The following is a 12,962-nucleotide window of genomic DNA, read 5'->3' as shown; positions in this document are numbered from 1 at the left end:
GTGGACGCTTGTGCGTCCACCGCGGTCGCGGTGTGTGCGGCGATGCTCGTCAGCTCAGGGCGCGGGCGTCGCCGGCAATCTGTCGGGCCTTGGGGGCCGCGATGGTGCGGCCGGACTGGTTCTCCGCCCAGTTGGCCAGCTGGGGGTACTGGTCGTGGGCGAGCATGGTGGTCAGGGTCGCCACCGCGACCCGGTCGGCGCCGGAGGTCAGGATCAGGTGGGCCAGGCCGGTGCGCGTGGCGGTGATCGTGAAGGTGGATTCCGCGACCGTGGTGCCGCCGGGGCCCTTGGCTTCGGCGCGCAGGGTGTGTGTGCCGAGGGGGAGCGCGGTGGTGTCGATCGGGGTGCCGGCCGCGAACTCCTTGCCGTCCAGGGTCAGTCGCACCGACTCGGCGCCGGTGGTGTCGAGCGCCGGCACCGGGGAGGCCGCGCGTTCGACGCGGGCTCCGGCGGCCGGGGCGAGGATGCGCACCGTCGGGGCGGCCGGCGTCGGCGGTGTGCCGTTCTGGCGCCACGCCGCGTTCCAGCCCGCGAGTTCGGCCGGCCGGTTCGTGATCACCGCGTCCACGCCGCCCGCCTCCAGGGTCTTCCACCCGGCGGCGTCGTCGACCGTCCAGACCATCACCGCGACGCCGGCGCGATGCAGGTCGGCAACCACGCCGGGGCGGGCGGCCAGGCCGCCGGCCGAGGGGTTGTAGGCCTTGAGGTCGAGGCGCTTGGCCAGGGCGACCGGGTCCGCGTCCAGGGCGCTGCGGAGCAGGCCCAGCGGCAGGTCGGGCGCCAACTCGTGGGTGAATTCCAGCGCGTCGACCTCGAAGCTCTGGACGAACACCCGGCCGCTCATTCCGGTGTCCCTGATGTCCCGGATGATGCGAGCCACTTCGTCCCGGGTGTGCTTGCCCTTGATCTCCAGGAGCAGGTTGCCGCCGCGCGTGCGCAGGTCGTCCAACTGGGCGCGCAGCGTCGGCACCCGGGCCCCGGTGTGCAGCGGGGAGAACCACGAACCCGCGTCCAGGGCCGCGAGTTGAGCGGCCGTCAGGTCGCGGACGCGGCCCTTGCCGTCGGTGGTCCGGTTCACCGTGTCGTCGTGCAGGATGTGCGGGATGCCGTCCAGGCTCGGCTGTACGTCGTTCTCGATCCAGTCGGCGCCGGCCCGGCGGGCGGTCTCGTCCGAGATCAGCGTGTTCTCCGGCGCGGCGGAGGACGCGCCCCGGTGCGCGACGACCGACATCGGCGCACCCGGTGCCCGCAGGTAGGCGTTGGCCTCCGGGGCGAGCGTGGTGACCTTGACGTCGTCGAAGGAGACGCGCGCGCCGTTGACCAGGAGCGCCTGGCCGCCGTCGGCGGAGCGCTGGACCCGGGTCGTGCGCAGCGCCTCGCGCCCGTCCACGATCAGTCGGGCCCGGCCGCCGTGCACCTCGACCGCGACCCGTACGTCGCGGCCGGTGCCGGCGGCGGTCGGCGCGGAGCCGGTGTCGGTGACGTTCCAGGCGTTGGCGGTGGTGCGCTGGGCGAATTCGAGGCCGTTGGCGGCGGTGGTGCCGGTACGCATGGTGGCAATCGACCACGGTGTGTTCCCGGTGGCCGGGACGTCCAGGCCGAACGCGGTCCAGCGGGCCGCGTCGACGGCGCTCTCGAAGCGGGCGACCGCCTCGAAGCGGAAGTCCTCCAGGTGTCGGCCGAAGGTGATCCGGCTCTGTTGACCGGAGTTGGCGGACGTACCGACCAGGCGGCCGTTCTCGACCTTCCAGTCGCCCTCGACCGCGCGCCAGCCGGCGGGCAGCGCGGAGCCGGCGAAGTCCTCCGAGACCACCACGTCGCCGACGGCGGGCGCGGCCCGGGCCGAGTCGGGCGAGGCGGCGACCGAGACGCCGGCGAGCACGGCGGTCGCGGCCAGACCCAGGGCGGTGCCCAGGGCGCCGGCCCGGAGCCGGGAGCGGTGCCGCCGAGGCAGCCGGAACGGTGACGCGGGTGTCTGTGCAGGCATGCCCGAAACGGTAGGGATCGCCGACGAACCGCCGACCACACGTGCCTGAAGCCCGGACCAACGATCGGGTCCGCCGGGTGTCCGGCAGCCGACAGACGGGCGAACCGCCTATCACGTCACATACGCCCCGAGCCCGCCGAAGCCGCCCCCGCGCACCCCGGGGCTCCGGTTGCCTTCCCGACCCACTCCCTTCCCCGCCAACCTCGGCCCGCCTCAACTCCGGTGTGCGCCAAGCGTTTCGCAAGCGTTGCGCGATACACCTGCTCTCGACGAAGCCGGCCGGCACGGTGCGATTCGACCCGGTTCGTCGCCCTCCGGGCGTGACGGTGCTACGGCTGCTTTCGGCCAACCCGAAGTAGTGGGGGGAAGATGCTAGGCACAGTCAAATCCTTCCTCCACGATCTCCCCGGGAGCACATCGCCTGCGTCGCCGACCACGAATCGGCATGAGGACCCTTCAGGAGAGTCGATGAGTTCAACCGCATTCCCCGAGCTGGATCCGGCCGCACCCCTGGCCGCTCCGGTGGACGCCCGAATCGTGCACATGCCCGCCTCGATTGCGGTGATCGCCGGCGAACACCGGCTCTCCTACCGCGAGTTGGGCGAGCAGGCCGATCTGGTCGGGGCGCGCCTCGCGGCGGCCGGGGTGACCAGGGGCACCCTGGTCGGGGTCTGCCTGCCCCGCACACCCCATCTGGTCGCCACCCTGCTCGCGATCCTCCGCGCCGGAGCCGCGTACGTACCGCTCGACCCCGAGTACCCGCGCGACCGGCTGGAGTGGGTGATCGGCGACTCGCAGGCCCCCGTCGTGGTCACCGACCACGCCCACGAACACCTCCTGGCCTCAGCCGCGACCAGGCTTGTGCACGTCGACGGCCCGCCGCCCGCCGATCCGACGCCCGCCCGCGCGGTGACCGGCCCGGACGATCTCGCCTACGTGCTCTACACCTCCGGCTCCACCGGCCGGCCCAAGGGTGTCCGGGTGACCCACCGCGGGGTCGTGGCGATGTTGCGCTGGGCGGCCGACACCTATCGGCCCGACCAGGTCCGCGGGGTGTTGTGCTCCACCTCGGTGTGCTTCGACATCTCCGTCTACGAACTGTTCTTCCCGCTCGCCGTCGGCGGCACGGTGATCCTCGTCGAGAACGTGCTCGCGCTCGCCGACGCGCCCGCGCGGGACGAGGTCACCCTGATCAACACCGTGCCCAGCGCGATCGCCGCGCTGCTGCGCGGTCCCGGACTGCCGGCCGGGGTGCGCACGATCAACCTGGTCGGCGAGGCGCTGTCGCGGCGGGTCGCGGACCAGGTGTACGCGTGCCCGCAGGTCGAGGTGCTGTACAACCTGTACGGGCCGACCGAGGACACCGTGTACTCCACCTGGGCCGTGGTGGACCGTGCCGACCGGGCCGAGCCGCTGATCGGCGTACCGATCCCCGGCACCACCGCCCACGTACACGCCGAGGACGGCGCCCCCGTCGCGGACGGCGAGTTGGGCGAGCTGTACCTCGCGGGCGACGGCCTCGCGCAGGGATATCACGGCCGCCCCGACCTGACCGCCGAGCGCTTCGTCACGGTGGCGGGGGAGCGCCGCTACCGCACCGGCGACCTGGTGCGACGCAGACCCGACGGCGCGCTGGAGTATCACGGCCGGGTCGACCAGCAGGTCAAGCTGCGCGGCTTCCGGATCGAACTCGGCGAGATCGAGGCGGTGTTGACCGGACACCCCGGAGTCCAGGCCGCCGCCGTGGTGCTGCGCGAGGACGCGGCCGGACCGTTCCTGGCGGCGTTCGTGCAGCCCGCCGCCGGGGCGACCGCTGCCGGGCCGGGGGCGGCCGGGCCGGGCGCCGAGGCGACTGCCGCCGGTCCCGCCGACCTGCGCGCCCACTGCCTCACCCGGCTTCCCGCCTACATGCTCCCCGACGCCGTTTCCCTGCTCCCGGAGCTGCCGCTCACCCTCAACGGCAAGATCGACCGCAAGGCGCTGCCCGAGGCCACCCGATCCCGCTTCGTGGCCACCGAGTTCATCGGCCCCCGCACCCCCGCGGAGACCCGCGTCGTGGCGATCTTCCACGACGTGCTCGGCGTGCCCCGCATCGGCGTGCACGACCCTTTCCTCGACGCCGGCGGCAACTCGCTCCTGGCCGTCGGACTGCTGGCCCGCGTCGAGCGGGAGTTCGGGATCCGCATCCCGCTCGACACCTTCTTCGCCCTGCCCACTCCCGCCGCCGTGGCCGAACGGGTCGAGCGGGCCGAACCGGGCTCGACCGGGCCCCGGGTCGAACCGCCGTACCGCGACCCGCGCACCCCCGTCCTGGTGAGCACCGTCCAACGCGAGTTCGCCACGCACGAACTGGTCGCCCCCGGCAGTGCGTTGTACAACGTGCCGCTGCGGATCCGGGCCACCGGCGCACTGAATCCGGTCGAACTGAGTCGAGCACTGGGCGAACTGGTGCGGCGCCACGAGGTGTTGCGCACCGCGCTGATGTTCCGCGCCGGCGCGCCGGTGGCCAAGATTCGACCGCCCTACCCGGTCGAGGTGCCGCTGCTGGACCTGCCGGACGCGGACCCCGCACAGGTCGAGGCGGCGCTGCGCCCGTACGCGCGCCGGCCGCTGGACCGGGCCGAGGGCCGGCTGGTGCGCGCGGTCGCCGTGCGCACCGGCCCGGACCGGTACGAACTGCTGCTGGTGATCCACCACATCGCGATGGACGGCTGGTCGATCGGGCTGCTCCTGAACGATCTGGCCCGGGCCTATCAGGGCCTGCCGCTCGGCGAACCCGCGCTCCAGTACCGCGACGTGGCCGCCTGGGAGCGTCGGTACGCCGACGCGCACGAGGACGAGGCACGCCGCTGGGCCGCCCGGTTGGCCGACCTGGGCCCGGAGCAGTACATCCCCGGCGATCGCACACACGCCGACCCGTTCGACCCGAGCGGGGCCCGGTTCGCCCGCCGCCTCGACGCCGGCCTCGTACGCGCCGCCGAGGAGTGGGCGGCCGGCGAGGGGGCCAGTCTGTACATGGCCATGCTCGCCGCCCTCGGCATCCTGGTGAACCGCTACACCGGCCGCACCGACCAGGCCGTGCTCACGCCGTTCGCGGTCCGCCCGCTGCCGGAACTGGAGGATGTGGTCGGCCCGTTGCTGAACACGGTGCCGCTGCGCTTCCGGGTCGAGGGCACCGACTCGTTCCGCGAGCTGGTGCACCGGCTGCGCCCGATCGTGCTCGACGCGCTCGACCACAGCGCGCTGCCCTACCTGGAGCAGCTGCGCTTCGCGGGCGTGGCCGGCGCCGACACCTCCACACCCGTGTCCCAACTGCTGCTCGCGGTGCAGAACCACCCGGGCGCGGCGGTCGAACTACCTGGTCTGACGCTGGAGTTCCTGGAAGAGATGTGCAACGGCGGGGCCAAGACCGACCTGTCGATGTTCGTCGAGTTCCCGGCGAGCGGGCCGCTGCTGTCCGTGGAATACCGCACCGGGCGCTACGACGCGGCCTCGATCGCGACGATCGTCGACCACCTGATGGCGATCCTCGCCGAGGGCCTGGCCGCGCCCGACCTGCCGATTGCTGAAACGATCATGCTCGATCCGGCCGAATACACGCGGGTGGTCGAGGCCGCCAACCCCGCCCCGACCGCGCACCCCGACGTGTCCCTGCCCGAGCTGATCGCCGCGCAGATCGCCCGCACCCCGGACGCGATCGCCGTCTCCGCCGCGAGCGGCACCCTCACCTACAACGAACTGGACGCTCTCGCCGCCCGGTTGGCTCGCACCCTGCGCTACTACGGCGCCGAGCGCGGCACCCGCGTGGCGGTCGCCATGCCCCGCAGCCACCTGCTGCCCGCCGCGCTCCTGGCCGTGTTGCGCACCGGCGCCGCCTACCTGCCGATCGACACCGACCAGCCGATCGCCCGTAGCCGGGCCCTGCTCGACGACGCCAAGGTCACCCTGATCGTCGGGGAGAGCGCGCACGCGGCCGGGGTGCCGCTGTTGGCCGACCCCGGCTACGACGTGGTCCTCGTGGACGGTGACGAGGTTCGCCTTGCCCCCGCCGCCACCCCGGACCCGGGCATCGAGGCCGAGGACCCGGCCTACCTCATCCACACCTCCGGCTCCACCGGCCGTCCCAAGGCGGTCGCCGTCCCGCATCGTGCCATCGTCAACTTCCTGCTCTCGATGGCCCGCGAACCCGGACTGACCGCCGCCGACACGATGGCCGCCGTCACCACGCTCACCTTCGACATCGCCGGCCTGGAACTGTGGTTGCCACTCGTGGTCGGCGCCCGGGTGGAGATCGCCGACCGGGAGATCAGCGCCGACGGCCGCCGACTGGCCGACTGGCTCGACCGCCGCGAGGTGACGGTGTGCCAGGCCACCCCGGCCACATGGCGCATGCTCCTGGAGGCGCACTGGCCCGGCCGCCCCGGCCTGGTCGCGCTCTGCGGCGGCGAGGCACTGACCGGCGACCTGGCCGGCGCGCTGCTGGACCGCTGCGCGCGGGTGTGGAACATGTACGGCCCGACCGAGACCACGGTCTGGTCCACCCTGCTGCGCGTCGAGCGCGCCCACGCCGCGATGCGCGTGGTCCCGATCGGTACGCCGATCGACAACACCCGGGTGTACGTGCTGGACGCGGCCGGCCGCCCCGCACCCGTCAACGCGCCCGGCGAGTTGTGCATCGCCGGCGCCGGTGTCGCGCTGGGCTATCTCGGCAACGCCGAAACCACCGCGGAACGTTTCGTCCGCGACCCGTTCGGTCCGCCCGGCGCGCTGATGTACCGCACCGGCGACATCGCCTGCCGACGCCGCGACGGATCGCTCGAATTCCACGGCCGGGCCGACCACCAGGTCAAGCTGCGCGGCTTCCGGATCGAACTGGGCGAGGTGGAGGCGGGGTTGACCGCACTGCCCGAGGTGACCGCCGCCGTCGCGAGCGTGTGGGACGCGCCGGCCGGGCCCACCCTGGTCGGCTACGTCGTCTCGGAAATTCCCTTCGTCGCCGACGAGTTGACCGCCGCCCTCGCCGAGCGGCTGCCCCGACACCTGATCCCCGGCGTACTGATCCCGCTCGACGCGCTGCCGCTGACCCCCGCCGGAAAGATCGACCGGAAGGCCCTGCCGGAGCCGCGCCCCGGCGGCAGCGGCGCACCTCCCGAGGGCGACTGTGAGGAGATCCTGGCCGAGATCTGGCACGAACTGCTCGGGCCGGCCCGGATCGGCCGCGACGATCGGTTCCTGGGCCTGGGTGGCAACTCGCTCCAGGCACTGCGGATGGCGGCCATGGTCGAGGAGCGCTTCGAGATCACCTTCCCGCTGCGCGTCGTCTTCGAGGCGCCGAGCCTGGCCGCGATGGCTCGCCGGATCGAGGACATTCTGATGGCCGAACCGGAGGACCCCGGAGAGTTCGACGACCATCCGGACGTCGTCGACCACACCGGCCCGACCGAATACCCGGACCCGAGTGTGCGGGACGTACGATGACCGACTCCGAGGAGATCCTGACCACGCGCCCCGACCCCGACCGGGATGCGGAGCGCGCCCGCCGCGAACACCTGCGCCGCCGACTGGCCCGGGCGCGATCGGCCACACCCCGGGCAGAGTTGACCCCCAGGCCCGCCGACGTGCCCACGCCGCTGTCCGCCGCGCAACGCCGGATGTGGTTCCTGGCCCAGTACGAACCCGACGGCGCGGCCTACAACATGCCGCTCGTGCTGCGCCTGACCGGCCGCCCCGACGAGGCCGCGCTCGGCGCCGCGCTCACCGACGTGGTGGCCCGGCACGAGGTGCTGCGCACGGTGTACCCCAGCGTGGACGGCCACGTGCTGCCCACCGTTCTGGACGTCGACCGGTTCGCGATGCCCGTCCTCGACCTGCCGGAGCCGGACGTAGCGGACCGGCTCGCCGCCGAGGCCCGCCAACCCTTCGACCTGGCCGAGGAACTGCCCATCCGGGCCGCAATGTTACGCTCCGACGACCGCTACGTACTGAGCGTGGTGCTGCACCACATCGCGGCCGACGCCTGGTCGGTGGGCGTGCTGTTCCGCGAGCTGACCGCCGCGTACACCGCCCGCCTGGCCGGCGGTGAACCCGAACTGCCGCTCCTACCGGTCCAGTACGCCGACGTCGCCTACCGCCAGGAGACCACCCTCGCCGCCGAACTCGACCGGCAGCGCGCCTGGTGGCTGGACCGGCTGCGCGGCGCACCCGCCACGATCACCGTCCCCACCGACCGCCCGCGTCCGGCCGTGGCCGACACCACGGGCGAGCGCATCCAGGTCTCCCTCGGCGCGGACCGCTCGCGCCGCGTCCGGGCCCTGGCCGAACGCACCGGCACCACCACGTACATGGTGCTGCTGACCGCTCTCCAGGTGGTGCTCGCCCGGTACAACGGCGGCACCGACGTGACCGTCGGCAGCCCGGTGGCCGGACGTACGCACCGCAGCACCGACACGTTGATCGGCTGCTTCGTCAACACCCTCGCGATGCGCACCGATCTGTCCGGCGAACCGAGCGTGCGCGAACTGCTCGACCGGGTCCGGGAGGGGACCCTCGCCGCGTTCGCCCGCCAGGAACTGCCCTTCGACCGACTCGTCGACGCGCTCGACCTCGAACGCGAACTCGCCTACACACCGCTGTTCCAGGTACTGCTCAACGTGCACAACCAGACCTCCGTACACCCCACGCTGCCCGGCGTCGAGGTCGAGTGGCGCGACACGTACACCGGCGCCGCGAAGTTCGACCTGTCGATCGCCGTGCTGGACACCGGACCCGCGGACGAGTTGCGCGCCGACCTGGTCTGGCGCAGCGCGCTCTACGACGAGTCCACCACCCGGCGCACCTTCGGCCACCTCGCCACCGTCCTGGACGCGATGGCGGCCGACCCGGAACGGCCGGTGGCCGAACTGCCGTTGCTCACCGCCGCCGAGGAGAGCGCGCTCGCCGATTGGAACGACACCGCACGCGCGTGGGATACCGCCGGTACCCTGCACGGCCTGATCGAGGCCCAGGCCCGTGCCACCCCGGACCGACCGGCGGTGCGCGGCGCCGACGAAACGCTCACCTACGCGGAACTCGACGCTCGCGCCGCAGTGTTGGCCCGGCGGCTGACCGCCCTGGGGGTCGGCCCGAATCGTGTCGTCGGGCTGTTCGTCGAGCGCTCGGCCGCGCTGATCGTCGGCATGCTCGGCATCCTCAAGGCCGGCGGTGCCTATCTGCCCCTCGACCCGCTCTACCCCGACGACCGCATCCGCTCGCTCCTCACCGCCGCGGACGCCGTCGCCGTGGTCGCCACCGCCGATCTGCACGCCCGCGTCGGCGACACCCTGCCGGTGGTCGCCCCCGACCCGGTCGCCCCTGCCGACCCGGTCCCGGTCTCGGACCCGGCCGTCCCGCCGACACCGGTCGATGCCACGGACCTGTGCTACGTGCTGTTCACCTCCGGCTCCACCGGCACGCCCAAGGCGGTGGCGGTCGAGCACCGCAACTACCTCAACTACCTGTACGGGCTGCGTGAGCGAATACGGCCCGGACGGGCGGCCGACGGCCGGCCGTGGAACTGGGCACTGGTGTCCACCTTCGCCGCCGACCTCGGCACGACCAACGTGTTCGGCGCGCTCACCTCGGGCGGCTGCCTGCACCTGCTCACCCGGGACCAGGCCACCGACCCGGACGCGTTCGCCGCGTATCTGACGGCGCATCGCGTCGATGCGATGAAGCTGGTGCCCAGTCACCTGGAGGGACTGGCCGCGGTCGGCGGCCGGTTCGCCGACGCGCTGCCGCGCGAGCTGCTGATCTGCGCGGGCGAACCGCTCCGCGCCGAACTGCTCGACCGGATCCGGGCGGCGCGGCCGGAGTTGACCGTGCACAACCACTACGGGCCGACCGAGACCACCGTCTCGATGCTCGGCGCACCTGTCACCGAGGTGCCCGCCGGCGCGGCGAGCGCGCCGCTGGGGCTGCCGTTCGGCAACGTCGGCGCGCATGTGCTCGATCCGCTGCGCCGACCGCTTCCCGTGGGCGTACCGGGCGAGTTGTACGTGACCGGCGCGGGGGTGGCCCGGGGCTATCTCGGGCCGGTCGCGTCGACCGCGGAGCGTTTTGTCGACCTCGACGGGCGGCGTGCGTACCGGACCGGCGACCTGGTCCGGCGGCGCCCCGACGGCCTGATCGAGTTCCTGGGCCGGGCCGACCACCAGGTCAAGATCCGCGGCTTTCGGGTCGAGATCGGCGAGGTGGAAGCCGAACTCGGCGCGCTGCCCGGGGTACGCGAGGCGGTCGTGGTGGCCCGCGGCGAGGGCGCGGCCCGCAAGCTCGTGGGCTACGTGGTCGTCGAGGCCGCCGCGCCGGCCGGCCGAACCGCCCCCGACGGCGCCACGATTCGTGCCGCCGTGCGCACCCGTCTGCCCGATTACATGGTTCCCTCGGCGGTCGTGGTGCTGCCCGCACTGCCCCTGACCCCCAACGGCAAGGTGGACCGCGCGGCGCTGCCCGAGCCCGACCTCGCGCCCGCCCCGGATACCCGCGTCGAGCCCGCCACGGCCACCGAACAGGCGGTGGCCGCCACCTTCGCCGAGGTACTCGGCACCGGCGACATCGGCGCCGGCGACGACTTCTTCGCGCTGGGCGGGGACAGCTTCTCCGCCGTCCGCGCGGTGCGTGCCATCGGGCGGGGCCTGTCCATCATCGACCTGTTCCAGCACCCGGTGGTGGGCGAACTCGCCGCCCTGATCGACCGCCGCGCCGGCGGCCCCGAACCCGACGAGGGCGATCGTTCGCTGTTGCACCGGCTCACCCGGGACGCGGGGCCGACCACGCTGTCCCTGGTCTGCGTTCCGTACGGCGGCGGCAGTCCGATCACCTTCCAACCGCTCGCCGACGCGTTGCCGGCCGGACATCGGCTGTACGCGGTGGAACTGCCCGGACACGATCCGGGCCGGCCCGACGACGAGCCCGAGCAACTGGACGCGCTGGCCGACCGGTTGACCGCGCAGATCGTCGCCCGGATCCAGGGGCCGATCCTGCTCTACGGGCACTGCCTGGGCGGCGCGTTGGCCACCGCGCTGGCCGCGCGCCTGGAGGCGGCCGGCGCGGAACTGCGCGGTCTGGCGCTCGGCGGCACCTTCCCCGCCGCGCGGCTCCCGGGCCGGCTCGCGGCGTGGGTGGCCGCGCGGCTGCCCGGCGACCGCATGCTCTCCGACCGGGCCTACCTCGACTATCTGCGCGCGATGGGCGGCTTCACCGACGTCTACGACGAGGCGGAACAGCGGTTCCTGATTCGGGCGTTGCGACATGATGTGCGCCAGGCGGAGGACTTCTACACCCGCGCCTACGGCGACGAGCGGCCCGTGCCGGTGGCCGCGCCGATCCTGTGCGTGGTCGGCGACAAGGACCGGGCGACCCTGCTGTACGAGGAACGCTACGCGGAATGGGAGCACTTCGGGCCGCGCGTCGAACTCGCGGTGATCCCGAGGGCGGGCCACTACTTCCTCAAGCACCAGGCGGGCGAGTTGGCCCGGTTGCTCGGCCGGTGGTCGGCCGGGCCGGCACCGACGGCCGAACTCCCTTCCGCGCGACCGGCGGCGGCCCGGCCGAATCTGGCCACGTTCGCCAAGGTGGCCGGCGGGCAGTTCGTGTCGATGATCGGTACCGCGCTGTCCACGTTCGCGCTCGGCGTCTGGGTCTACCTGCGGACCGGATCGGCCTTCGACTTCGCGATGATCTCGGTGGCGGCGGTGTTGCCCGCGGTGTTGCTGCTGCCGATCGCCGGGGCGGTGGCGGACCGGATGGACCGGCGGCGGATCATGATCGTCACCGATACCGCGGCCGCCGCCGCGATGCTCTCGCTCGGCGTGTTGTTGTGGACCGGATATCTCGACCTGTGGCACGTATATGTGGTGGCCTGCGTCGGGTCGGTCTGCAACGCCTTCCAACGGCCCGCCTACATCGCGGCGATCGCCCAACTGGTACCCAAGCGCTACCTCGGCCAGGCCAATGGCCTGGCCCAACTGGGCACCGGATCGGGCGACATGCTCGCCGCGCTGGCCGGCGGCGTACTGGTCGCGGCGGTCGGGCTGCACGGCGTCGTGTTGTTCGACATGGCGACGTTCCTGGTCGGGGTGACCGTACTGCTGCGGGTGCGCTTCCCGGACACGCTGTTCGAAAAGCGTGAGGAACCGCTGCTGCGCGAGGTGGTGACGGGCTGGCGCTACATCGTGCGGCGGCGCGGACTGGTCGCGATGGTGGTCTTCTTCGTGGTGTTCAACTACCTCTTCGCGGTGGCGACCGTGCTGGTGACCCCGATGGTGCTGGCCGACGGTTCGGCGGTGACGCTGGGTGTGGTCACCGCGGTGGGCGGGATCGGCGCGGTGCTCGGTGCGCTGGTGATGGCCCTGTGGGGCGGGACCGCGCGGCGGGCCACCGGGATGATCGGCTTCACCTCGGTGGTCGGCGTGGCCGCGGTGTTCGCGGGCAGTCGGCCCGAGCCGGTCTTCGTCGCGGTCGGACTGTTCGTGTTGTGGGCGGCGCTGATGATCCTCAACTCGCACTGGATGGCGCTGATCCAGACCAAGGTCGGGATGGAGTTGCAGGGCCGGGTGCTGGCCACCAATCAGATGCTGGCGATGTCCATGATGCCGCTGGGCTTCCTGACCGCCGGGCCGCTGGCGGACCGGGTGTTCGAGCCGCTGCTGCGCTCCGACGGTGCGCTCGCCGGGTCGTTGGGGCCGATCCTGGGCACGGGGCCGGGGCGCGGTACGGGGCTGTTGCTGGTTCTGGTCGGCCTGACCCTGGGTGTGTGGGGCCTGTTGGGGCTGGCGTACCGGCCGCTGAGTCGGATGGAGGACGTGTTGCCGGACGCGGTCCCGGACGTGGAGATCGGCGACAAGGACGCCATCCAGGCGGCGGCGGACCGGCAGTTGGCGGAATCGGGGGCGTCGCCGACGGGCTGATCGATCGAAAAGCGGGGCCGGGCGGGCGCGAT

Annotated in this window: 3 protein-coding genes; 2 read left to right on the top strand and 1 reads right to left on the bottom strand. The window is 73.0% G+C overall.

Translation table 11 applies throughout. From position 1 onward, the window contains the following. Positions 1–49: 49 nt before the first annotated feature. Positions 50–1,987, bottom strand: coding sequence for a glycerophosphodiester phosphodiesterase family protein (locus ACWGR4_RS39175; RefSeq protein ID WP_452132388.1), 1,938 nt, complete (start codon positions 1,985–1,987; stop codon positions 50–52). Between the two features lie 468 nt (positions 1,988–2,455). Here ACWGR4_RS39175 and ACWGR4_RS39170 point away from each other — a divergent pair, with 468 nt between their 5' ends. Both ACWGR4_RS39170 and ACWGR4_RS39165 read left to right on the top strand, forming a co-directional pair. Beyond that, complete coding sequence (locus tag ACWGR4_RS39170; RefSeq protein ID WP_452132387.1) at positions 2,456–7,465, top strand: amino acid adenylation domain-containing protein; 5,010 nt, start codon at positions 2,456–2,458, stop codon at positions 7,463–7,465. Then, complete coding sequence (locus tag ACWGR4_RS39165) at positions 7,462–12,930, top strand: amino acid adenylation domain-containing protein (protein ID WP_452132386.1); 5,469 nt, start codon at positions 7,462–7,464, stop codon at positions 12,928–12,930. The genes ACWGR4_RS39170 and ACWGR4_RS39165 overlap by 4 nt, the downstream gene beginning before the upstream one ends. Positions 12,931–12,962 lie beyond the last annotated feature (32 nt).

The sequence above is a fragment of the Embleya sp. NPDC055664 genome (genome assembly GCF_053618075.1).
Note: the sequence above shows the minus strand (reverse complement) of the source record. Positions and strands in the feature narration are given on the sequence as shown.

Bases quoted from the DNA above. Each gene is read 5' to 3' on its own strand.
- ACWGR4_RS39165 (WP_452132386.1), top strand. From the start codon at position 7,462: ATGACCGACTCCGAGGAGATCCTGACCACGCGCCCCGACCCCGACCGG.
- ACWGR4_RS39175 (WP_452132388.1), bottom strand. From the start codon at position 1,987: ATGCCTGCACAGACACCCGCGTCACCGTTCCGGCTGCCTCGGCGGCAC.
- ACWGR4_RS39170 (WP_452132387.1), top strand. From the start codon at position 2,456: ATGAGTTCAACCGCATTCCCCGAGCTGGATCCGGCCGCACCCCTGGCC.